This window comes from Pseudocitrobacter sp. CD920760 (genome assembly GCF_057782505.1).
This window is the reverse complement of the sequence record NZ_CM173490.1, coordinates 3,438,683-3,462,127: the sequence shown is the minus strand read 5'-3', so window position 1 is coordinate 3,462,127 and position 23,445 is coordinate 3,438,683. Positions and strand designations below refer to the sequence as shown.

Here is a 23,445-nt window from a genome sequence, read left to right as displayed (position 1 = left end):
GTTATTCCTTCTCGCAGCGTTGATTTAAGGTGATTATCTGTTTCTCGTCATCGGCGGGGAGTTGATACGGCACGCGGCAACGCTGATGAACGTTATCGCCCCAGCGCACCTGCAGCGTGCCGGATGCCGCCGGAATACGCGCGTAAATTTGTCCACCCTGGCCGACCATACCTATCAATGTGCCTTCGCTGTCCAGCACATCCGCCCCCATCGGGGGCAGAACGCCGCTGTTTGCGTTAAGGTTTATCAACACCGCTTTCCCTTTCAGAGTATTGAAATTCACCCGCGCGATAGCGCCGGAATAGGGCACCACGCGCTGACTGCCGCCGGTGAGTTCGGCATCGGCGGTCATTTGTTGCGTATCAAGGCTGACGTTATTGACACGATACGGTGCCAGTGAAGGCAGAATGGCATAGCCGAAGCTGTCGACCACCGCGCCCTGGCCGTTTTGCACGCGTGCACCCTGCGCGCCATCTGCATGAATAAGCGCAAAGGTATCGCTGGTGTACGGCCCGAGAGTCATGCCGCCAGGATGTAGCACAAGCGTGCCCGAAGCGCCCAGCCCGGTCTGACGGTAGTTGTTCCCCTGGTCATAATTGGCCCGCAGCGCGCCAATGCGGGTATTTTCCTGAACACCCGCGCCGAAGGTCGCGGAACTGCCTGTGCTGCCATCGCGATAACGCTCATATCCGCCATACATGGACCAGGAAAAATCGCCGCCTTCCCCTGCGGAGCCGGTCATCGAGACGGTGGAGGAGCGGCTTTGGCGCGTCTGGTTGTAGTTCATGGCGACAGACGAACGGCTTTGCCCCCAGTCGAGTGGGATGGAAATGTTCATCGAGACGGTGGTTTCGGTATATTTTTGCCGGCTACTGGCGTCATCGGGATCGTTCACGCTGCTATAAAAACGCCCGTAATCCCACGACGTGCGCTGGCGTGCAATGTTGAAGCCGTAGCTGATACGCTGCCACTGATTGCTGTAGCCCAGCTGCAACTGCGTAATGCGCGACTGATTATTGTAATAATCCGCCGTGCTGGCGCTCATGTTGAGCGTGCCAAAACCCCATAAAGGCTGGCTTACCGTCGCCGACAGTCGGTTGCGCTGATGCAACGTATCAGAGTAGTAATCTTCACCACTTTTGTTTTCCCGACGAACACCCAGCACATCCTGGAGATCGCGAAACCCGCTGGTGGAATAGCGGTACGCCGCCAGCACCAGATTCGTGCCGGATGAAAACGTTTTGCTGTAGCTTAACTCGCTGCGCCAGCCTTGCTGACGGTCGCCATTTTCAACCTGCGCGTTTGACCAGGTGGCATTCATGCCAAATGCGCCAAGGTCGGTCGCCCACACGCCACCAGCCAGCCATGCCTGATATTCTTTGGCGATACGCGCCCCGGCGTTGAGCGTAAAGTTGTTATTGATGCCGTGTTGCAGCGTGCCTTCAAAGAAGTTGTTATTCACGCTGTAATACTGACGCACGCGCCCCATCGAGAGGGAATAGTGCCAGTTTCCGGGGCGAACCGAGTCGGGTACGGCTGAGTAGGGCACCGTGAATGTCGATGTTTTGCCGTTGGCTTCTATCACTTCAACCTGGAGATCGCCCTGATTGCGGGTGTTATAGAGATCGTTAATGACAAATGCCCCCGGAGGAACATTTGTTTCATAGATAGTTTTGCCTAACTGACTGACGATGACTCGCGCGCTGCTGCCGGCAATACCGCGCACTTCTGGTGCATAGCCGCGTTTGCCCTGCGGCCACATTCTTTCGTCGGTGGCGAGCTTAATCCCATTAAATGACAGACTGCCGAACAGGCTGCTGTCGGTGTAGCTATCACCGAGCGTCATGATGCTCTCAAGCTGCTCAATTGGGCGTTGAACCCAGGTTCGCACGCGGTTATAGCGCCAGGCGCTGCCGGTCTGATTATTATCGACATAGCGAAAATTGCCCTGGTGGCGTACTTGCCATAGGCCAAGATTGGTGCCGGCGTTAATGCCGCTCCATAAATATTGATAGCGATAGTGGCTGTCGGTATTTTCATTAATCGTATAGCTGGTGTTGTGGCGTAAAAAAATCGCTGACGCGCCGCTATCCCACTCTTCAGGTGAGATATAGCCACGCGGGTTGTGCACCAGTTCGGTCATGGGAATGGCAAGCTGCAACCGCAGAGTGGACGACTCGAATTGCCAGCTTCCGTCCGGCACCCAGACGGTAAACGGTTTGCAAGTTGTGGGCTCGTCGTCTTCCGACACGGTTTTGAGCTGTGCGCTTTTCATCAATGAAGCCGTCAGACAGGGTTCCGGCGCACTGTCGGTACCCTTATCTTCAAATGTCACTTTGACACCTGTTTTCACCAGCGTGTTATTCACATAGACATCCGCCAGGTAATTCCCTGGAGAAATATGCTGCTGATTAAACTGCCCGATATTTTGCCCATACGCCGAGCCCTGAAACAGCGCCGGATCAAAATAGTAATCATCAGCCTGCGCTGTGCCTGCAACTATCAGGGCAATCAGCGATGTGAGCCGCTTTAAGGGGAAATCAGGGGTACGTGACATCATAGTGCTCGCTTATCCTTGCACCCTGGTCATTAATCGCAGTAAGGATCACTTTGCCCCGACCCTGCTGAGGCGCGTTTTTACCGTTCAGCCAGAATGTTGCACTGGAAAAGGGCGAGACCATATCCACGTTGACAGGGATCCTGCTACCGCCTGCTTCGACGGTCATATTGGAAATTGAAGCAAACCATGCCGATGTATTTTTAACCTGAATACCAAAGCCTTTACGGCCATCGCGTACGGCTGAAACATGCAGGCTTTTGGTGATATCTCCCGGCGCGGAGAGGCCTTCCGGGCGGTAAAACAGCTTCACCCGGGTACGCAGCATGATCAGCATCTTGTTTTGCTTTTGATCGCCCGCAACGTTAGTCGGAGGAACCTGTAAGAAGTTGAACCAGAAGACGGATTCTCTGTCCTTCGGCAACGGTTTCGCACCGCTGTAAACAATGCGCACAATTTGCCCGGCCTTAGCCTGAATGCGGAAAACCGGCGGTGTTGATAAAAACGGCACCGCATGGCTATTCTGCGGATTGGCATCGACATTGCCTTCGTCAAACCACGTCTGCACAACGTAGGGATAGGTGTCATTATTTTTGAGCTGAACATCCACGGAGGAAGACTTCGCGTTGTAAATAATACGGCTGCCCAGCATGGTGACGCTGGCATGGGCCGAGATAAGACCGCTCAGGCTAAAGGCGACCAGCCACAGGAAACTGCGATGAAAAACGCGCATTGAAATCATGGATTCCTTCCGTCGATAAAGGCACAGCCTGGGCTGTGCCCTGAAGAGAATTACTGGTAAGAGACGGCGTACTGCATGGTGGCTTCAACGGTACCCGCGGTCGCTTTACCATTCGCGTAGTACTGCGCGGTATAGGTTGCAGACACTTCTTTTTCGCCCGCTGCTAACGTCAGGTCGCCGGTACCGGTGAACCCGTCCGTCAGGTTAATTTCGGTGCCTTTGGTATCCAGAATTTGTACTTCAACGTTGGATGCGGTGCCGGTATTGCCCAGGTTACCGTTAGTGGTCACCTGGTTTCCGACGAATACGGTGGAAATCTTGGTGGCGTTGGTGGCATCGCCGGTGCAGCCGGTAAGGCCGATATCAAAGGTCACCGGGCCTGCGGTATCTCCACTGGCGCCGAGATCGGCGCTGCTCACCGTTGGCAGCAGTACAACGGGCGTCGCCTGGTTGCCGTTAATGGCCACAGAACAGGTTTCGTCCGTGACTTCGCCCTGGAAAGTGATGGTGTTATCTGAAAGAGCCATTGCATTGGCGGATACCAGCAGAGAGCCTGACAGCATAGCTAAGTAACATTTTTTCAACATGATGCGTTTCCTGTTAATCCTGAGTAGACCTGATTGCTTGTTCCATGGCTTCTGCGGGCAGCTTTAAACGCGGGTAAACGAGGTGTTGCAAACCGGCAGTAACATGTACTAAAAGGTTAAGATATTTCCTAGGTGGTGTAATCATTAACTATTAACAGGTGAATATTAAGATTAATATTCTGTTAACCATGCGTAAATGTACTTACTGGTGGTGTTATGCGCTGAGATTACCAGAAGTAATGTTATCGGTAAGTAAAGGTGACTTAGGTAAAATCTGTGGTGGTAAGCACCAGACAGGATCGAGATCGCATTTCTCTTCTCGATTCGAAAGTAGTGAATTTGATGTGAAACAAGAAAGGGCAGCCAGGTGCTGCCCTTCGGGGAAATTAATGGCTGGTGCTGGAAGCGGGTTCGTTCAGACTCCAGCATACCTCCGCTTTATTCTCACGAAGTGAGCCGCATAACATCATATACAGGCGAGAAAGATCGTTACTGTAGACCCTGAAAGTATTGCTTTTTATCACCAATACGTACTGATCGCTGCGACATTGCGGGTTTAACGATTGTGCGTAATTCAGAATTCCCTTTTTTAAACTCTCGGTATCGGTGTTGTTCGGTAAAGGGACGGAGACCAGGACATTACAGTTTCCCGCTTCGCCGATATAAATTTCCCGACGGTCTTCCGGGCGATGCTGATACCAGAATGCAATCGTCACGCAAAGCGCAAGCATTGCGCAGAAAAGCGTAATGATAGAGAGGGTTTGAATTTTCCCTGACGAGGGTTGCGCTTTTGCCGCGACAGACGATTCTGCGGGAGAATCATTGTTTTTACTCATTGAAATATCATTAAAAATTTCAATGGGGGTATTCGTCTCAGGTTCGGGAAGCAGTTCAACCGCGACCTGTTGATGGAACATAAAACCCATCTTGGGTACGGTAGTGATGACCTCATCTTCCAGCCCAAGATTACGGAGTATTCGGCGCAGTTTGCTGATGCAATGGTTAAGGTTGTTATTACTGGAAACCATACCAAAGTCATCCCAGACTTTTTTAAATATTACCTCACGATTAATAACTTCCCCTTGATGACATGCGAGTAATAATAATAATCGTTTAGTTGGGTTGGATATTTGTACCGCGTCATCGGGGGTATCAGCCAGAAACAAGGTGCCGGAATCTGCGTCAAAGATTACTTGTTTGTTAAATAAAAATCTCATAGTTAGAACTCATTAAAGGTTTTTTCTTAATGCAAAGAAGAATCATCTCCTTTTGGTGGTAAAACAGTGAAAAGTCTGGCTGTTTATTTTAGATTGTAAAGTACCCGGTTGATATCTTAAGTTTCGGTAAGTTCGTTAGATAGACAAAAATATCACGTCTGCAACATTTGTTGGCGGTATTTACTGTTTGTAGAGAAAAATTAACATTTTTATGCGGTAAAAAAGAAAAGGTTAATCTGCTTTACGGATAAAATAAGATTTTTCTAACAGAGATAAGATTTTAATTTATGGGTTTTGTAAATTAATAAATCATGGATTTGGGTAGATCTAGTATATTTTAACTACTACACCGACAAGAGAATATTCAAATTTGTCAGGTTAAATCTGAGAATGCGTATAAACTGAAAACTCATCATGTATAGAGGATCGGGAGGCTGGCTTGACGATAAAGGGAGAACATAAGCATCAGAGGGATCGACGCCCGTCAGACAAGGTGCCGCTTGCCACCCGCAAAAGGATATGAACGCGTCGATGACGATACCTGCTTGCCACAATCGCGTGCAGTTTCTGCTTGTCCTGCTGATATCAGTTGCTGTGCTGTTACCTTTCGTTAACTATGCACCTAACCGCCTTGTTTCAGGGGAATCCCTTGCGCTGTGGCAGACAGATGGGTTTCGCCCTCTGTGGCTGTTTGTATTTCCTCTGCTGCTGATTGTCCTGAGTTTTATACCCGGGCGTGGTGCCATAATCTCAAGTTTCGTGTTGGGGCAAGCGCTATTCAGCCTGCTGGTGTGGGCTGTTGGAGAGGTGGCAAACTCTCTTGCGTTGACGGGAAGTTCCCTTGCGCGAACCTCACCCGGAAGCGGGCTCTGGCTTTGGATGTTGCTGGCTTTACTTATCTGTAGCGACACATTACGCCGGTTACGGCTCAGCACGCTCTGGCGCTGGATTCTGCAAATACAGATTTGGCTACTGCCGCTGCTGCTACTGTGGATGGGGCAGCTCGACCATCTCTCTTTGTTAAAAGAGTACGCCAATCGCCAGGATGTCTTTAATGATGCGCTTTCGCAGCACCTGGTGCTGTTGTTTGGCACGCTGCTGCCCGGTCTTCTGATCGGCATTCCTGTAGGACTGTGGTGCTGGCGCCGCCCGGCGCGTCAGACCAGGGTCTTTGCCATCCTTAATGTCATTCAAACCATTCCCTCCGTGGCCTTGTTTGGCCTGCTTATTGCGCCGCTGGCTGGCCTCGCGCAACAGTTTCCGTGGCTTGCGCGTCTTGGCGTTGCGGGAACCGGGCTGACGCCTGCCTTAATTGCACTGGTGCTCTACGCGCTGTTGCCGCTGGTTCGCGGCGTGGTGGCGGGTATGCAGCAGGTGCCAGAGGATGTGCTGGAAAGCGCTCGGGCAATGGGCATGGGGCGCGGGCAGCGTTTCTGGCAGGTGCAGCTTCCGCTGGCATTGCCGGTTTTATTACGCAGCCTGCGGGTGGTGGCGGTGCAAACGGTCGGTATGGCCGTTGTGGCGGCGTTGATTGGCGCGGGCGGTTTCGGCGCCCTGGTCTTTCAGGGGCTGCTCAGTAGTGCGCTGGATCTGGTGTTACTGGGCGTCATCCCGGTGGTGGCATTAGCGGTTATTACCGACGCGCTGTTTAGTTTATGCATCGCGTTAGTGAAAGGAGAGCAGGGTGATTGAGTTTCAGCAGGTCAGTAAATATTTTGGCGACCGGGCAGCGGTAAAAGATCTCACTCTGCATGTCAAAGAGGGCGCCTTCACGGTGCTGATTGGTACCTCCGGCTCCGGGAAATCGACCACCCTGAAGATGATTAATCGCCTGGAATCTCACGATAGCGGCACCATCCGTTTCGCCGGTGAAGATATTCGCCAGCAGCCGCTGCTGGCGCTGCGGCGGCGAATGGGCTATGCCATCCAGTCTATCGGCCTGTTTCCTCACTGGACGGTGGCGCAGAACATCGCCACCGTGCCGCAGCTGTTGAAGTGGCCGAAAGCGCGTACCCAGGCGCGTATTGATGAATTGATGGCGTTGCTGGGGCTTGAGCCCGAGCTACGCGATCGCTATCCGCATCAGCTTTCCGGTGGGCAGCAGCAACGCGTCGGTGTGGCGCGCGCGCTGGCGGCAGATCCGGAAGTGTTGCTGATGGACGAACCCTTCGGCGCGTTGGACCCGGTGACGCGTGGCGCTCTCCAGCAGGAGATGCGTCGCATCCACCAGTTACTGGGGCGCACGATTGTACTGGTGACCCACGATATCGATGAAGCCCTGCGCCTGGCGGACCATCTGATTTTGATGGATAACGGCGAAGTCGTACAGCAGGGGACGCCGCTGGAGATGCTCACGCAGCCAGCCAATGCGTTTGTACGAACCTTCTTTGGCCAAAGCGAGCTGGGCGTACGTCTGCTTTCGCTGCGTCAGGTCGGGGATTATCAGCGTCGCGGCGAACGGGTGCCGGGTGACGCTCTGCGGGTATCCATGTCGCTGCGTGAAGCGTTATCACAGTTTGTGGCACAGCGGCGTCTGGTGCTTCCTGTGATGAATGAAAACGATGAGATTTGCGGTGCGCTGCACTTCGCCGATCTGCTGCGCGAGGAGGGCGACGGTGAGATTTCTGCGTGACCCTTTGCTCTGGCTTGTGCTGTTTTTCCTTGCGCTCTTAATCGGCTTGCCGCACAGCGAGCCCTTTTTTCATGCGCTATTCCCGGAACAGTCACGCCCCCTCTATCAGCAGGAAAGCTTTGTCTCGTTGACGTTGGCGCATTTCTGGCTGGTGGGCGTCTCAAGCCTGGTAGCGATTGTGTTGGGCACCGGCGCAGGCATTGCGGTGACGCGTGACGCGGGCAAAGAGTTTCGCCCGCTGGTCGAGACCATTGCCGCAATGGGCCAAACATTCCCGCCCGTTGCCGTACTGGCGATTGCCGTTCCGGTGATGGGTTTTGGCCAGCAGCCAGCAATTATTGCATTAATTCTCTACGGGGTTTTACCGATTCTTCAGGGAACACTTGCCGGGCTGGCATCCGTTCCCGTCGGGGTAAGCAGCGTAGCGCAAGGGATGGGGATGAGCAGCGTTCAGCGGTTGCTGAAAGTTGAACTCCCGTTGGCCGCGCCGGTGATGCTGGCGGGTATTCGCACGTCGGTCATCATTAACATCGGCACGGCGACGATCGCCTCGACCGTCGGCGCAAACACGTTGGGTACGCCGATTATCATTGGGCTAAGCGGCTTTAATACCGCCTATGTGTTGCAGGGCGCGGTACTGGTGGCGCTGGCTGCGGTCATCGTTGACCGCGCGTTTGAACGCGTGAGCCGCAGGCTTAGCCGATACCGCCGCGAACAATAAATGAGTAGCCGGCGAGCATCACGCCGCCAATTCCGCTGACGGCCATGAACAGAAATAGCGCCACGACGGCAAGTTTAGCTGGCTTCATAGTGTGCTCCTTATGTTAATTAAAGGATTATACTGCGAAGCATGCTTGTTAATGAACCATTAATTTGTACATAAACGAATCGCGTAGCCCTGTTCCTGCCAGCGCTGAATCTGCAAGGTCTGCTGCGGAGCGGAAACGGCGCCGCACCACACCAGCAACGTCTGCTCAGGAAAAAGGCCTGGTTGCAGCTGCGGCAGAGAATGCGCCAGCACGTCAACCCGCCAGCCCTGCTCGCAGGCGACCCACCCCTCCAGCCATAATGGCGTGATATCGTTAACGTTCCAGCCGACCACCAGTGCATCATGGCCCGTTTTTTTACGCGATGCGGCAAGGATAAGCGCAATAGTATTGATCAGCACGCCATCCAGAATGCCCAGCATGGCGCAGAACGTCGATTGCGAACCGGCCAGACGCTGGCGTAATGGGGTGATGAGTTGATTCACCAGCGTGCGTGCCGGATAGTGACGCGTGCTCTCTTTCAGCCACTGGCGTAACCGATCGATGCGTCCGCTTTGCAGATAGCGCAGCACTTCCTCCTGGCGCTCCCGCCAGTCCTGTTGCTGCTCCTTACTGCCATCAATCAACAGCTTTTTGACTTTACTGACCTGCACGCCCGTATCCACCCAGCGTTTAATTTCGCGGATGCGTTCAATATCGGACTCGGTGAACAAACGGTGCCCGCCGTCGGTACGCTGGGGCTTAAGCAGATCATAGCGACGCTGCCACGCGCGGAGCGTCACCGGGTTGATGTCACACAGCTGCGCCACCTCGCCAATCGTATACCACGCCATGATAACTCCCTGGATGAATATATCCTTTTAACTGTAGGTCGGGTTTTCCTCCTTGCCCTGTGGTGATGGTTTTTTAGGCATTACTTAACCGACGGATAGATTAAAAATGTGATTTTGGCCGCTATTTCAGCTTTTTTTGCATAGCTTCAAAGAAAGTTATGTTCACTCGGTGTATGTTACGCAGCTTCATGGGTCTTGTGGTTTTCGGGTATGTACGAATTTGATCTGGTGTTGCTGCTGCTTCAGCAGATGTGTGTGTTTCTGGTCATAGCGTGGCTGATGAGCAAAACGCGCCTGTTCATCCCGCTCATGCAGGTGACCGTGCGCCTGCCGCATAAACTGCTGTGCTACGTGACCTTCTCGATTTTCTGCATCCTCGGCACCTATTTTGGCCTGCATATTGAAGACTCTATCGCTAACACGCGCGCCATCGGCGCCGTGATGGGCGGCCTGCTTGGCGGGCCGGTGGTAGGGGGCTTAGTGGGGCTAACCGGAGGCTTGCATCGCTACTCAATGGGTGGAATGACAGCGTTGAGCTGTATGATCTCCACCATCGTTGAAGGCCTTCTGGGCGGGCTGGTTCACAGCATGCTGGTGAAACGAGGCCGCCCGGACAAAGTTTTCAGCCCGTGGACCGCCGGGGCGATCACCTTCTTCGCCGAACTGGTACAGATGCTGATCATTCTGTTGATTGCGCGTCCGTTCCAGGACGCCTTCCACCTCGTGCAAAGCATTGCCGCGCCGATGATGGTGACCAACACCGTCGGGGCAGCGCTGTTTATGCGTATTCTGCTCGACAAGCGTGCAATGTTTGAAAAATACACCTCGGCATTTTCCGCCACTGCGCTGAAAGTGGCGGCATCGACGGAAGGGATTTTGCGCCAGGGGTTTAACGAAGAGAACAGCATGAAGGTGGCGCAGGTGCTGATCAAGGAACTGGATATTGGCGCGGTGGCAATTACCGATCGTGAGCGCCTGTTGGCCTTTACCGGGATAGGGGAAGATCACCATCTTCCCGGCAAACCTATCTCTTCCAGTTATACCCAAAAAGCGATTGAAACCGGCGAGGTGGTGTATGCGGACGGTAACGAAGTGCCGTATCGCTGCTCGATTCATCCGCAGTGTAAGCTTGGCTCAACGCTGGTGATCCCACTGCGCGGCGAGAACCAGCGCATTATTGGCACCATTAAATTGTATGAAGCCAAAAATCGCCTGTTCAGTTCCATCAACCGCACCCTGGGCGAGGGGATAGCCCAACTGCTGTCGGCGCAAATCCTGGCAGGGCAGTATGAGCGGCAAAAAGCGCTGCTCACCCAGTCGGAAATCAAACTGCTGCATGCGCAGGTGAACCCGCACTTCCTGTTTAACGCGCTTAACACCCTGAAAGCGGTGATTCGCCGCGACAGCGAACAGGCAAGCCAGCTGGTGCAATATCTCTCGACTTTTTTCCGCAAGAACCTGAAACGTCCGTCGGAGATTGTGACGCTGGCCGATGAAATTGAGCATGTGAATGCGTATCTGCAAATTGAGAAAGCGCGGTTCCAGGAAAATTTGCAGGTTCAACTGCATGTCCCCGAAGAGCTGGCGCATGTCCGGCTTCCGGCCTTCACGCTGCAACCGATTGTTGAGAATGCCATTAAACACGGCACATCGCAGTTGTTGAGCGTGGGCGAAATTCGTATCAACGCCAGCCGTGACGGGCAACACCTCTTGCTGGCGATTGAAGACAACGCCGGGCTGTATCAACCGGATGCGCAGGCCAGTGGGCTGGGCATGAGCCTGGTGGATAAGCGCCTGCGCACGCGTTTTGGTGATGACTGCGGGATCAACGTCGCCTGCGAACCCGATATTTTCACCCGTATCACCCTAAGGCTGCCTCTGGAGGAGAACGCATGATTAAAGTGCTGATTGTCGATGATGAACCGTTGGCGCGGGAGAATCTGCGGGTGCTGTTGCAGGCGCAGCCGGATGTCGAGATTGTCGGCGAGTGCGGTAACGCGGTGGAAGCGATTGGCGCGGTGCATAAGCTTCATCCCGACGTACTGTTCCTTGATATCCAGATGCCGCGCATCAGCGGGCTGGAGATGGTCGGTATGCTCGACCCGGAACATCGTCCATACATCGTTTTTCTGACCGCGTTTGACGAGTACGCGGTTAAAGCTTTTGAAGAGCATGCGTTTGATTACCTCCTTAAGCCGATAGAAGAAAAACGGCTGGAGAAAACTCTCACGCGTTTGCGTCAGGAACGTAATGTGCAGGATATCTCCGCGCTCACCGAGAATCAGGAGGCGCTGAAATTCATTCCCTGTTCCGGGCATAGCCGCATCTGGCTGTTGCAAATGGATGATGTGGCGTTTGTCAGCAGCCGAATGAGCGGCGTTTACGTCACCAATCACGAAGGGAAAGAGGGGTTCACCGAGCTGACGTTAAGAACGCTGGAGCAGCGCACACCGCTGCTGCGTTGTCATCGACAGTATCTCGTCAACATGGCGCATCTGCAGGAGATTCGCCTGGAGGACAACGGCCAGGCCGAACTGCTGCTGCGCAACGGACAAACCGTACCGGTCAGCCGCCGCTACTTAAAAAGCCTGAAAGAGGCGTTGGGCCTGTAAATCGTGTTAAACTAGCCGACCGCATTTTTCATTACCGAAGGCACTATGGTCAGTAACGATATTTTACGTAGCGTGCGCTACATCCTGAAAATGAACAATCAAGATCTGCTGCGTATTTTTGCGCTGGGCGACACCGTGGTCACCGCCGAGCAGCTGGCACCCTGGTTGCGCAAAGAAGATGAAGAGGGGTTTGTACGCTGCCCGGATATTATGCTGTCCTGCTTCCTGAACGGGCTGATTTACGAAAAACGCGGTCGCGATGAATCCGCGCCCGCGCTGGCGGTTGAACGTCGCGTAAATAACAACATCATGCTCAAAAAGCTGCGCATCGCGTTTTCCCTGAAAACGGATGATATCCTCGCCATTCTGACCGAGCAGAAATTCCGCGTCTCGATGCCGGAAATCACCGCCATGATGCGCGCGCCAGACCACAAAAACTTCCGCGAATGCGGCGACCAGTTCCTGCGTTATTTCCTGCGCGGCCTGGCGGTACGTGAGCACGCGGCGAAAAGCTAATTACGCTTGCTGAGGTGATTACGGCGATTATTCGACTCATTTTTTGAGTCGAATAATCGATAAAATAGTAAATACCGTTACCTGCCTACTCCTGCTTCTTAAATCCCTGTTTTAGCACCATCTTCTCGGACAACAGCATCGAAAGATACTGCGCATTGCAATCGGTCAACGATGTGCCCGGGAGTTTACACAGCTCGCTAATATTCGCTTTGGTGTAATCAACGGTGATGTTCTCTGTAACATAATCGTCCTGGTAATTAATGGTCTCTGTCACTCCTGCCGTGTTCTTATACGCGTTACTGATCTGCTCAAATCGCCGCTGCGCTTCTTCTTTGTTGCTCACGCCTGCGCTGGCGTAGGTCATTTTGTTATCGACGTCCTGACGCAGGACGACATCCCCTTTGTAGTAATAGGTCACTTTCACCTCAACGCCATTTGCGGCATTAAAGAACGTGGCTTTTTCCTCCGGCGTGTTGCTGGCGGCGATGCTCTGGACATAGGTCTGCGGCTCTTTGGGTGTGTCTTTGTTATCGCAGCCGATAAGGCTACCCATAAGGCAGAGGCTAATCAGTGTTAGAGTGGGGCGGAGTTTGCGCATGAGAGTTCCTTTTAGCAAATGCAAACTATTATCATATAGGCTAAAAGAAAAAAGCATAGCAGTACGGCATTTTTCAGAATACATAAAAAAAGCGCTGCCGGAGCAGCGCTGAGATTGATGGCAAACGCAACATTGCCTGATGCGCTGCGCTTATCAGGCCTACAAGGTTTCTGCAATATATTGAATTTGCGATGTTTTGTAGGCCGGATAAGGCGTTTATGCCGCATCCGGCAAGAACAACGCGCACTTTGTCAGCAATCCGGGCGCTGCCGGAGCAGCGCTTTATGCGGAAGGTTATTTCACCTGCTGGCCTGGTTTCGCGCCGCTGTCCGGGCTTAACAGGAAGATATCTTTCCCGCCAGGGCCTGCGGCCATCACCATTCCTTCAGAGATGCCGAAGCGCATTTTACGTGGGGCCAGGTTGGCGACCATCACCGTCAGGCGGCCAATCAGCGCCTCAGGTTCCGGGTACGCGGAACGAATGCCGGAGAAGACATTGCGTTTCTCGCCGCCGAGATCCAGCGTCAGACGCAGCAGTTTATCGGAGCCGTCTACGAACTCCGCGTTTTCAATCAGCGCCACGCGCATATCCACTTTGGCGAAATCGTCAAAGGTGATGGTTTCCTGAATCGGATCGTCCGCCAGTGGCCCGGTGACCGGTGCCGCAGCGGCTTTCACTTCTTCTTTCGACGCTTCAACCAGCGCTTCAACCTGTTTGGTTTCGATACGGTTGTAGAGCGCTTTGAAGGTGTTCACCTTGTGCGACAGCAGTGGCTGGGCGATAGCATCCCACTCAAGCGTGGTGTTGAGGAACGCTTCGGCGCGCTCGGTCAGCGAAGGCAGCACCGGTTTCAGCCAGGTCATCAGCACGCGGAACATGTTCAGACCCATAGTGCAGATAGCCTGCAGGTCGGCATCGCGGCCTTCCTGTTTCGCGACCACCCACGGAGCTTGCTCGTCAACGTAGCGGTTAGCCACGTCGGCCAGCGCCATGATTTCGCGAATCGCTTTACCAAACTCGCGGCTATCCCAGGCTTCGCCAATCGCGGCAGCCGCGTCGGTGAAGGTTTTATACAGTTCAGGATCGGCCAGTTCAGCAGACAGCACGCCATCGAAACGCTTGCTGATAAAGCCAGCGTTACGCGATGCCAGGTTAACCACTTTGTTGACGATATCGGCGTTCACGCGCTGGATGAAATCTTCCAGGTTGAGGTCAATATCATCGATGCGTGAAGAGAGCTTGGCGGTGTAGTAGTAGCGCAGGCTGTCGGCATCGAAGTGGTTCAGCCAGGTGCTGGCTTTAATGAAGGTGCCGCGCGATTTTGACATCTTCGCACCGTTCACCGTCACATAACCGTGCACGAACAGGTTAGTTGGCTTACGGAAATTACTGCCTTCCAGCATGGCAGGCCAGAACAGGCTGTGGAAGTAAACGATGTCTTTACCGATGAAGTGATACAGCTCGGCGTCGGAGTCTTTCTTCCAGTAGTCATCAAAGCTTACGGTGTCACCGCGTTTATCACACAGGTTTTTGAAAGAACCCATGTAGCCGATTGGCGCATCCAGCCAGACGTAGAAATATTTGCCCGGCGCATTCGGGATTTCAAAACCGAAGTACGGCGCATCGCGGGAGATATCCCACTGTTGCAGGCCGGATTCAAACCACTCCTGCATTTTGTTCGCCACCTGCTCCTGCAACGCGCCGCTGCGGGTCCACGCCTGTAGCATTTCGCTGAAGGAAGGCAGATCAAAGAAGAAGTGTTCGGATTCACGCATCACCGGCGTCGCACCGGAAACCACCGATTTCGGCTCGATAAGCTCGGTTGGGCTGTAGGTCGCGCCGCACACTTCGCAGTTATCGCCGTACTGGTCCGGTGATTTACATTTCGGGCAGGTGCCTTTCACAAAACGGTCCGGCAGGAACATGCCTTTTTCCGGATCGTAAAGCTGAGAGATGGTGCGGTTTTTGATAAAACCGTTCTCTTTCAGGCGACCATAGATAAGCTCCGACAGCTCGCGGTTTTCGTCGCTGTGCGTCGAGTGGTAGTTGTCGTAGCTAATGTTGAAGCCAGCAAAATCGGTCTGATGTTCCTGACTCATTTCGGCAATCATCTGCTCTGGGGTGATCCCGAGCTGCTGAGCTTTCAGCATGATCGGCGTGCCGTGTGCATCGTCCGCGCAGATGAAGTTTACCTGGTGGCCGCGCATTCGCTGGTAACGGACCCAGACATCAGCCTGGATATGCTCCAGCATGTGGCCGAGGTGGATTGAGCCGTTGGCGTACGGCAGAGCGCACGTTACCAGAATTTTCTTCGCGACTTGAGTCATAATGAACATTACTTCTTATGTAGTGAAAAGGGCTTTTGATGTTACCTGAAAGGCGTTCCTTTGGTAAGCCCAAAGCACGTCTCAGGCCCTGCTAAATCAATGCATCGCACAAAATTGCCTAAAAAAACGGCGCTTCCTGGCGAGCGTGCTGCCTATCGCAGGTTGCAGAGTTCCGATTTCCTCTTCTTTAAACCGATTTTTTTGTCGTGGGTTGCGAACATATTTTTTAAATTATCGCGATCTTTCTCTAAAAAATGGCACGATCATAAAAAATAAAGATCATTTAAATGAATGATAATTGTAATTATATTTTTATGAGTGATCTGAGTGTCTGTTTTTTAAACTTTATTAATTTACGCTACAAATACTTTTTAGTTTAATTTATTTGTTGAAATTATATTGCTATATGTAAATTGTTTTAAATCAATAAAACAAAAGTATTACATTGCTGTAACCTTTTTGATGTGAGAATTTTGTTTCAAGAGTTAATTTCCTCTTAACACTAGAATCACAATTTCAAATAAGGACGCAATGATGAAACATTCTATTCTGACGATAGCCGTATTCTCTTCTCTGTTGGCGAGCTCTGCGGTATTTGCAGCGGACGACGAAGGCGTGTTGCAGATTAACGGTAAAGTACTGGGTTCGACCTGTAAAATTGAAGACGGGAAAAATCAGGCCACCATTACGATGCCAGACGTCAGCGTTGAGGCTTTTTCCGGGCTGAATGCCGGGGAAGAGTTGAAGGCATATTCCAGTTCAGCCGTCGGGCAAATTAAATTCAAATGCGACCAGAATGTCGCGCCGCGAATTTCCTTCAGCGTCGATGGCTTTAACGGTAGCGGCAGCGATGTCACCAAAAATACCAGCGGTGATAACGGCGTCGGTTTCAAAGTACATATGAATAATGAAACGAAGGCGATCAGCCCGCAGAAATCGATGACCTTAGTGAAAGACAGTAGCGGTATTTACACCCTGGATTTCTCTGCGTTTTATGCCCGTACCAGCGGTGATGTAAAAAGTGGTGAGGTAAATTCCAGCATCACCATGCAGGTGTTCTCTGATTAATATCATACGCGGCGGTATCTTCCGCCGCGTCTTTCTCAGCTAAAAATGAGTCTCTATGAAAAAATTACTTGTCCTGATGTTATTCGTGGTGAGCGGGGCCGTGCAGGCGGGTGTGGTGATTTATGGCACACGCGTGATTTATCCGGCAGACAAAAAAGAAGTCGTGGTACAGATAATGAATCAGGGCGACCGCACGTCGCTGGTACAGGCGTGGATCGACGATGGCGACACCGCGCAGTCTCCTGAGCATATCGATGTGCCTTTCTTACTGACACCGCCGGTGTCGCGCGTGGCGGCAAAATCAGGGCAACAGTTAAAAATCAAAAAAATGAAGGGGAATTTACCGGGTGATGTCGAGAGCCTTTTTTTCCTCAATGTGCTGGATATTCCACCAAACGATGTGCAGAGCGCCGGGAAAAACGTCATTAAATTCGCCACACAAAACAGAATCAAACTGTTCTGGCGACCCGCAGGTATTGCACCGGTGAATAAAGCCAGTTTTCGGCAGTTGCAGTTATCGAGAACCACGCAGGGCATCATCATTAAAAATAACAATGCTAACTGGATAACGATTACGGAAGTATCAGGGAATAATCAGAAGATAAATAAAGAGAGCCTGATGCTGGCACCGCGAGCTCAGCAGGCCATTCCCACGACAATAAAAAATGTCAGCGTGTTAACACTGACGATGATAGATGATTACGGTAATTACCTTACTGAGAAAATAACAATAAATTAAAAGGAGCTGGTTATGTTAAGGATGGCCCCGCTTGCCCTGGCCATCGTCTCTTCGTTATTCACTGCCAGACTCCAGGCCGAAGAAACGTTTGATACCCACTTTATGATGGGGGGTATGCAGGGTGTGAAAACCACAAATTTCCAGGTCAATAGCGATAAACCGATGCCGGGTGAATATGAACTGGATGTGTATATTAATAAACAGTGGCAGGGAAAATATACTCTGGCAGTGCAAGAAAAAACCGATGACACCTGTTTAACGTTGAATCAGCTTGCACAACTGGGCATTAAGTTTTCCAGCCAGCAAGAAAATCCTGTAGCACAGTGCATCACGATAAAACAGGCGGTGCAGGGCGGTGAATATAAATTTGATATCGGTACATTTCGTCTGGACTTAACCGTTCCGCAGGCATTTATTGATGCCCGTGAACAAGGTTATGTTTCACCCGATAGCTGGGATCGCGGAATTAATGCGCTTTACAGTTCCTGGTATGTCAGCCAGTACTATAGCGATTATAAAAATGGCGGTCACAGTAAAAATCTGTACGCGCGCTTTAATAGCGGCATGAATGTCCTGGGCTGGCAATTACATTCAGATGCCAGCTACAGCCAGGTAAATGACTCACGTGGGGAGTGGAAAAGTAACACGCTCTATCTGGAACGCAGTCTGCCTTCTGTGCTCGGTGTTTTGTGCGCCGGGGAGATGTATACCGCGTCAGACATGTTCGACGCGGTGCGCTTTCGCGGCGTGCGCGTCTACCGCGACATGCAGATGCTGCCGAGCGCCAAACAAAATTTCACGCCTCTGGTACAGGGTATTGCGCAGAGTAACGCGCTGGTGACGGTCGAGCAGAATGGTTTCGTGGTTTACCAGAAAGAAGTTCCGCCGGGCCCGTTTGCGATTACTGATTTGCAAACGGCGGGTGGCGGCGCAGATCTCGACGTGACGGTAAAAGAAGCCGATGGTTCCGTGAGCCATTATCTGGTGCCGTACGCGGCGGTGCCGAATATGTTGCAGCCAGGCGTGACAAAATATGATTTTGTCGCCGGTCGCAGCCAAATAGAGGGCGCGAGTCGGCAAAGCGATTTTATCCAGCTCAACTATCAGTATGGTCTGAACAACGTGTTAACCCTGTATGGCGGCACGATGCTGGCGCAAAAATATCAGGCGTTCACATTAGGGACCGGCTGGAATACGCGGCTGGGGGCAATTTCGCTGGATATGATTCAGTCGCGCAGTTTACAGGATAACGGCGAGTTTAATGGGCAGAGCTATCAGATAGCGTACAACAAATATATCAATCAAACGGCGACGCGTTTTGGTCTGGCAGCATACCGCTACTCTTCTTATAACTTCAGGACCTTTAACGATCACGTATGGGCCAATAACAAGGACACATATTCGCGCGATCGCCATGACGTCTATGACATCGCTGATTACTACCAGAGCGACTTTGGTCGGAAAAATAATTTCTCCGCCAACATTAACCAGATGCTGCCACAAAATGCGGGAACCCTGTCACTGAACCTGTTGTGGCGTGATTATTGGGGGCGTAACGGCAGCAGCCAGGATTATCAGCTCAGCTACAGCAATAGCTGGCAACGGATCTCGTACACCTTTTCGGCCAGCAGAACCTGGTCTGAGGATCATGTGGCGGATAAGCGCTTTAACCTGTTTATTTCGATTCCCTTCGACTGGGGAGATGGCGTGAGTACGCCACGCCGTCAGCTGTCGGTTTCCCAATCGACGACCTTTGATAATCATGGTTATGCTGCTGATAACACGGGGATCTCGGGAATGGCGGGCGACCGCGATCAGCTGAGTTACAGCGCGAACCTGAGTCATCAACGTCAGTCTGATGAAACGACTGCCGGGGTGAATCTGACCTGGAATACCCCGGTGGCGACCGTCAGCGGAAGTTACAGCCAGTCTGCGCAGTATCGGCAAACCAGCGGCACGCTTTCCGGTGGCATCGTGGCGTGGTCGGGCGGCGTTAATCTGGCTAACAGGTTATCAGAAACTGTCGCCATTCTGGACGCGCCTGGGCTTGAGGGCGCTTACGTCAATGGGCAGAAATATCGTACCACTAACCGCAACGGCACGGTGGTGTATGACGGTTTATCGCCCTGGCGTGAAAACCATTTAATGCTGGATGTCTCTGACAGTGAAACGCAAACCGAGCTGCTGGGTAATCGCCAGCGCGTGGCGCCGGTGCGAGGTGCGGTAACACTGCTGCGTTTTGAAACCGACTCGCGCAAGCCGTGGTTTATTAAAGCGCGGCTGGCAGATGGTTCCCCGTTAACCTTCGGTTATGACGTGGTGGACAGCCACGGGCACAACATTGGGCTGGTGGGCCAGGGAAGCCGCTTATTTATTCGCAGCAATGAGGTTCCTTATGGAGTCTCTGTGGTGCTCGACCCACAACAAGGGCGCACCTGTACGCTGAAGATTGCACCGCCGCTGGATGAAAACCAAACCTATATTTGTCACTGAAGCAGGGAGCGCGCCATGAAGTTAATGTTATTTGCGGTAATGTCATTGTGTTTATTGAGCGAGACGAGCTGGGCCACCTGTAAATCATCGGGAGTGACCAACAACCACACCACGGAAGTGGTGGTCGATGAGGTTTTCCCGGTTACACAGAAACATACTTCTGCGGTGACGGTTCACTTTGCGGGTATTAAGTGTGATTCAGCGAATGATAAAATTAGCTATATTCCGCTGGTGAAAGAGAGCGTTATTGGCCCGTTCAGTAATGGACAATCGTTAAAGCTAAATATTGTGCTGGATAAAACGTCTGAGGCGGTTGGCACCACAAATACCACGGAGAAGAGCCTGCTTTATACCGTTACGCTAACGCCCGCGACGACGGGAAGTGCGGGAAGCGGCGGAGAATCCATTTCAGTTCCCGGCGTGTTGGTGGCCAATACCGGCGGAAATTCAAATGGCTTTATAGATATCATTCTGGGGTTCTGTAAATCCTTAAGTTTGTCCGGATGCGTGAATTACATCACCAATAGTCTGAAGGGTGATTCCTATATTGAAAACCTGACGGTTATCTATCGCCCGAAAAAGACCACCTGTCGGGCAGGCGATTTAACGCTCACGTTGCCCGATGTGTCGCTGCCTGAACTGCCTGATTCGGGCATGATGGATAAAAGCAGCAAGGGCGATATCTCGCTGTATTGCAGCAATATGGTGGGGGTAAATCAGCAGGCGACGCAGGCAATGTCGGTTTATCTTTACAGTGCTGATCTGATAGCCGGAAGCCGAACCGTGTTGCAGGGGAGCCAGGATAACGGTGTGGGCTTTGTCGTGTCGGGCGGAGGGAAAAAGCAGATCCAGATGTCGACAGTGAAAGGGGTAAAAGAGAGCGCCGATAACTTGTGGTCTGCGGCGAGGGGTACATCGCTTTCAACTCAGGGAATGACGATTCCGGTCGAAGCCAGCTACTATGTGTATGCGCGCAAAGCGGTTAAACCGGGTGCGCTTAAGGCGACGGCACTGATTTTCGTTAACTATGAGTAATACCCGGTGCACGCTTTTTTATCGCGAAATGCGCTTGTAGTGGGGGAATGACCACCTTTCAGGTAAACTAGGCTTACGAAGGTTTACTCACAAGAACAAAGGAGTCGGGATGAGTTCTCAATCCCAGGCCACATCCCCCGAGCGCCTGCGCGCGATGGTTGCCGGGACGCTGGCTAATTTTCAGCACCCAACATTGAAGCATAATCTCACTACGCTGAAGGCGCTGCATCATGTGGCGCTGCTGGATGGCACCGTGCACATTGAGCTGCAAATGCCGTTTGTCTGGAACAGCGCGTTTGAAGAACTGAAAGAGCAATGCAGTGCTGACCTGCTTCGCATCACCGGTGCGAATGCCATTGACTGGAAACTGACCCACAATATCGCCACCCTGAAGCGCGTTAAAAATCAGCCGGGCGTGAATGGCGTGAAGAACATCATTGCCGTGAGTTCCGGTAAGGGTGGGGTTGGGAAATCGTCTACTGCCGTCAACCTGGCGCTGGCGCTGGCTGCGGAAGGGGCGAAAGTCGGTATTCTGGATGCTGACATCTACGGCCCGTCAATTCCGACCATGCTGGGCGCGGAAAATCAGCGTCCGACCTCACCAGACGGCACCCATATGGCGCCGATTATGGCTCACGGTCTGGCAACGAATTCCATTGGTTATCTGGTCACCGACGATAACGCGATGGTGTGGCGCGGCCCAATGGCCAGCAAGGCGCTGATGCAGATGTTGCAGGAAACCTTATGGCCGGATCTCGATTATCTGGTGCTGGATATGCCGCCGGGCACCGGTGACATTCAGCTGACGCTGGCACAGAACATTCCGGTCACCGGCGCGGTAGTGGTCACTACGCCGCAGGACATCGCGCTGATTGACGCCAAAAAAGGCATCGTGATGTTCGAGAAAGTGGAAGTGCCGGTGCTGGGTATCGTGGAAAACATGAGCATGCATATTTGCAGCCAGTGTGGTCACCACGAACCTATCTTCGGTACCGGCGGCGCAGAGAAACTGGCGGAGAAATACCATACCCAGTTGCTGGGTCAGATGCCGCTGCACATCAGCCTGCGTGAAGATCTGGATAAAGGTACGCCAACGGTGGTGAATCGTCCGGATAGCGAATTTACCCTGATTTATCGTCAACTGGCGGATTTAACCGCTGCCCAGCTCTACTGGCAGGGTGAAGTGATCCCTGGCGAAATTGCCTTCCGCGCGGTATAAGCGTTCAGGCGCATAACCCAGGCGGGTTATGCGCCCCTTTCATTAACGGTGATAGAAGATTTCGCCGTCGTAAACTTTACTGATTTTCCCGTCCGTGTCAGAAATCAGCACGTAGTTGCCGCCCATATATGTCCAGTGCGTTCCCGCGTCTGGCGCAGGCAGATTGCGCTGCTGCCACTGCTTGATGTTGTACTGGTCAGTACGGTACATCTCAGGAACGGCGTCCCCGATGTTAAAGTGGGTGAAATCAGCGACAAACTCTTTTAGTTCATACTTCTGAATGCCCGTACCTGGTGCGGCGAAGGCGGATCCGGCGGCCATCAGGCCAGCCAGAAGCCATAATTTATATTTACCCATTCTTTCTCCAACGATAACCAGAATGCTCAAGGGTGTAGAGTCTGCCTTTTTCTCTTAAAATTGACAGGCAGATCGACGCTCTTTTGTATCACAGAATAGGTTTTTTAGTAAAAAATGTAACAGAGCCGCCTCAGAAGCCTTCCAGCACCAGTTTGCCCATGGTTTTCCCGATCTCAAGCTGGCGATGCGCCTGGCGAATATTCTCAGCGTTAATTGCCCCTAACTTCTCGCCCAGCGTAGTTTTGATCGTTCCGTTATCAATCAGCGAGGCCACGCGGGTCAGTAACTGATGCTGAGCGATCATATCCGGCGTTTCAAACATCGAGCGGGTATACATAAATTCCCAGTGCATCGAGATGCTTTTGGTTTTTAACGGGCGCGCATCCAGGGTTTCAGGATCGTCAATCAGCGCCAGTTTCCCCTGTGGGGCGAGCGCTTCTATCAGCTGCAAATAGTGCTTATCCGTGTGCGTCAGGCTGGCGACATGCGTCACTGCCGGAATACCGATGCGGGTAAGTTCTTCGGCGATCGGTTTGCTGTGGTCGATAACGTAATGCGCCCCGGCATCCGCTACCCATTTCTGCGTTTCCGGGCGCGATGCGGTGCCGATCACCATCATTTTCGTGAGCTTACGCGCCAGTTGAGTCAGGATGGAACCGACACCGCCCGCTGCACCGACAATCAGCAGCACGTCGCCTTCATTTCCGTTTTCCTGAATGCCTAAACGATCGAACAACAGTTCCCACGCAGTGATGGAGGTCAATGGCAGGGCGGCAGCAGAAACGTTATCCAGCGAACGTGGCTTGAGGGCGACAATGCGCTCATCGACCAGCTGGAACTCGCTGTTGCTGCCAGGACGCGTTAACGCCCCCGCGTACCAGACTTCGTCGCCAGCTTTAAACAGTGTGACGTTCTCGCCAACGGATTTCACCACACCGACGGCGTCCCAGCCCAGTACGCGCGGCGTGTCGCCGCTAAAACCGGCACGCACTTTGGTATCGACCGGGTTAACGGAGATGGCTTTTACTTCTACCAGCAAATCGTGGCCCGCCGCTACGGGAACGGGCAGGGTAATTTCTTCTAATGCTTCAATGTTGCCGTGCGCGCCAGCCGCCTGAGTAATCGCAATCGCTTTCATAACCACC

At 52.5% G+C, this 23,445-nt stretch carries 21 protein-coding genes; 11 read left to right on the top strand and 10 right to left on the bottom strand.

The window, feature by feature from the left end:
- Window position 1: 1 nt before the first annotated feature.
- The 4 genes from AC1MKH_RS16305 to AC1MKH_RS16290 form a co-directional block, all read right to left on the bottom strand.
- A complete protein-coding gene (locus AC1MKH_RS16305; protein ID WP_276220537.1) occupies window positions 2–2,557 on the bottom strand; it encodes a fimbrial outer membrane usher protein in 2,556 nt (851 codons plus the stop codon).
- Window positions 2,541–3,296 (bottom strand): fimbria/pilus periplasmic chaperone, encoded by a 756-nt coding sequence (locus tag AC1MKH_RS16300; RefSeq protein WP_442961929.1) that lies wholly within the window; start codon window positions 3,294–3,296, stop codon window positions 2,541–2,543. The genes AC1MKH_RS16305 and AC1MKH_RS16300 overlap by 17 nt, the downstream gene beginning before the upstream one ends.
- Before the next feature lie 53 nt (window positions 3,297–3,349).
- Complete coding sequence (locus AC1MKH_RS16295) at window positions 3,350–3,886, bottom strand: fimbrial protein (RefSeq protein ID WP_276220521.1); 537 nt, start codon at window positions 3,884–3,886, stop codon at window positions 3,350–3,352.
- A gap of 386 nt (window positions 3,887–4,272) precedes the next feature.
- Window positions 4,273–5,103 (bottom strand): winged helix-turn-helix domain-containing protein, encoded by an 831-nt coding sequence (locus tag AC1MKH_RS16290; protein WP_276220520.1) that lies wholly within the window; start codon window positions 5,101–5,103, stop codon window positions 4,273–4,275.
- Window positions 5,104–5,634: 531 nt separating this feature from the next.
- On the opposite strand from AC1MKH_RS16290, the gene AC1MKH_RS16285 reads away from it, so the two are divergent.
- From AC1MKH_RS16285 to AC1MKH_RS16275, 3 genes are read left to right on the top strand one after another with little or no spacing between them, the layout of a single operon-like run.
- Window positions 5,635–6,795: an ABC transporter permease gene (locus tag AC1MKH_RS16285; RefSeq protein ID WP_276220519.1), complete on the top strand. Its 1,161-nt coding sequence runs from the start codon at window positions 5,635–5,637 to the stop codon at window positions 6,793–6,795.
- On the top strand, window positions 6,788–7,735 hold the full coding sequence (locus tag AC1MKH_RS16280; protein ID WP_276220518.1) for an ABC transporter ATP-binding protein: 948 nt from the start codon (window positions 6,788–6,790) through the stop codon (window positions 7,733–7,735). The genes AC1MKH_RS16285 and AC1MKH_RS16280 overlap by 8 nt, the downstream gene beginning before the upstream one ends.
- The gene (locus AC1MKH_RS16275; protein ID WP_276220517.1) at window positions 7,719–8,456 is read left to right on the top strand and encodes an ABC transporter permease; all 738 of its coding nucleotides are present in this window, start codon (window positions 7,719–7,721) and stop codon (window positions 8,454–8,456) included. The genes AC1MKH_RS16280 and AC1MKH_RS16275 overlap by 17 nt, the downstream gene beginning before the upstream one ends.
- Here AC1MKH_RS16275 and AC1MKH_RS16270 read toward each other — a convergent pair.
- Together AC1MKH_RS16270 and AC1MKH_RS16265 are read right to left on the bottom strand one after the other, a co-directional pair.
- On the bottom strand, window positions 8,431–8,544 hold the full coding sequence (locus AC1MKH_RS16270; protein ID WP_015963773.1) for a protein YohO: 114 nt from the start codon (window positions 8,542–8,544) through the stop codon (window positions 8,431–8,433). The genes AC1MKH_RS16275 and AC1MKH_RS16270 overlap by 26 nt on opposite strands.
- Before the next feature lie 59 nt (window positions 8,545–8,603).
- The gene (locus tag AC1MKH_RS16265) at window positions 8,604–9,335 is read right to left on the bottom strand and encodes a MerR family transcriptional regulator (RefSeq protein WP_276220516.1); all 732 of its coding nucleotides are present in this window, start codon (window positions 9,333–9,335) and stop codon (window positions 8,604–8,606) included.
- A gap of 210 nt (window positions 9,336–9,545) precedes the next feature.
- Between AC1MKH_RS16265 and AC1MKH_RS16260 the strand changes: the two genes are divergently transcribed.
- Genes AC1MKH_RS16260 through AC1MKH_RS16250 form a run of 3 tightly spaced genes read left to right on the top strand, consistent with a single transcriptional unit; the run spans window position 9,546 to window position 12,463 of the window.
- Window positions 9,546–11,231: a sensor histidine kinase gene (locus AC1MKH_RS16260; RefSeq protein WP_276220515.1), complete on the top strand. Its 1,686-nt coding sequence runs from the start codon at window positions 9,546–9,548 to the stop codon at window positions 11,229–11,231.
- Window positions 11,228–11,947 carry a two-component system response regulator BtsR gene (gene btsR, locus AC1MKH_RS16255; protein WP_015963776.1) on the top strand — a complete coding sequence of 240 codons (720 nt, stop codon included), beginning with the start codon at window positions 11,228–11,230 and terminating at the stop codon, window positions 11,945–11,947. Before AC1MKH_RS16260 ends, btsR begins: the two co-directional genes overlap by 4 nt.
- A 45-nt stretch (window positions 11,948–11,992) precedes the next feature.
- Window positions 11,993–12,463: a YehS family protein gene (locus tag AC1MKH_RS16250; RefSeq protein ID WP_149462426.1), complete on the top strand. Its 471-nt coding sequence runs from the start codon at window positions 11,993–11,995 to the stop codon at window positions 12,461–12,463.
- A gap of 85 nt (window positions 12,464–12,548) precedes the next feature.
- Here AC1MKH_RS16250 and AC1MKH_RS16245 read toward each other — a convergent pair whose 3' ends face one another.
- Both AC1MKH_RS16245 and metG read right to left on the bottom strand, forming a co-directional pair.
- Window positions 12,549–13,061 (bottom strand): YehR family lipoprotein, encoded by a 513-nt coding sequence (locus tag AC1MKH_RS16245; RefSeq protein WP_276220514.1) that lies wholly within the window; start codon window positions 13,059–13,061, stop codon window positions 12,549–12,551.
- Between the two features lie 294 nt (window positions 13,062–13,355).
- A complete protein-coding gene (gene metG / locus AC1MKH_RS16240; RefSeq protein ID WP_276220513.1) occupies window positions 13,356–15,389 on the bottom strand; it encodes a methionine--tRNA ligase in 2,034 nt (677 codons plus the stop codon).
- A 531-nt stretch (window positions 15,390–15,920) separates the two neighbouring features.
- Between metG and yehD the strand changes: the two genes are divergently transcribed.
- From yehD to apbC, 5 genes are all read left to right on the top strand, one after another.
- Window positions 15,921–16,457 carry a fimbrial protein YehD gene (yehD, locus tag AC1MKH_RS16235; protein WP_276220512.1) on the top strand — a complete coding sequence of 179 codons (537 nt, stop codon included), beginning with the start codon at window positions 15,921–15,923 and terminating at the stop codon, window positions 16,455–16,457.
- A gap of 55 nt (window positions 16,458–16,512) precedes the next feature.
- The gene (locus AC1MKH_RS16230) at window positions 16,513–17,196 is read left to right on the top strand and encodes a fimbria/pilus periplasmic chaperone (RefSeq protein ID WP_276220511.1); all 684 of its coding nucleotides are present in this window, start codon (window positions 16,513–16,515) and stop codon (window positions 17,194–17,196) included.
- Between the two features lie 12 nt (window positions 17,197–17,208).
- Entirely contained in the window at window positions 17,209–19,689 is a 2,481-nt protein-coding gene (locus AC1MKH_RS16225; RefSeq protein ID WP_276220510.1) for a fimbrial biogenesis outer membrane usher protein, read from the top strand.
- 15 nt (window positions 19,690–19,704) lie between these two features.
- The gene (locus AC1MKH_RS16220; RefSeq protein ID WP_276220509.1) at window positions 19,705–20,724 is read left to right on the top strand and encodes a fimbrial protein; all 1,020 of its coding nucleotides are present in this window, start codon (window positions 19,705–19,707) and stop codon (window positions 20,722–20,724) included.
- A 109-nt stretch (window positions 20,725–20,833) separates the two neighbouring features.
- Window positions 20,834–21,943 carry an iron-sulfur cluster carrier protein ApbC gene (gene apbC / locus AC1MKH_RS16215; protein WP_276220508.1) on the top strand — a complete coding sequence of 370 codons (1,110 nt, stop codon included), beginning with the start codon at window positions 20,834–20,836 and terminating at the stop codon, window positions 21,941–21,943.
- A 42-nt stretch (window positions 21,944–21,985) separates the two neighbouring features.
- Here apbC and AC1MKH_RS16210 read toward each other — a convergent pair whose 3' ends face one another.
- Together AC1MKH_RS16210 and AC1MKH_RS16205 are read right to left on the bottom strand one after the other, a co-directional pair.
- Window positions 21,986–22,300, bottom strand: coding sequence for an RcnB family protein (locus tag AC1MKH_RS16210; RefSeq protein ID WP_015963781.1), 315 nt, complete (start codon window positions 22,298–22,300; stop codon window positions 21,986–21,988).
- Window positions 22,301–22,430: 130 nt separating this feature from the next.
- A complete protein-coding gene (locus AC1MKH_RS16205; RefSeq protein ID WP_276220507.1) occupies window positions 22,431–23,438 on the bottom strand; it encodes a zinc-binding alcohol dehydrogenase family protein in 1,008 nt (335 codons plus the stop codon).
- Window positions 23,439–23,445: the final 7 nt, after the last annotated feature.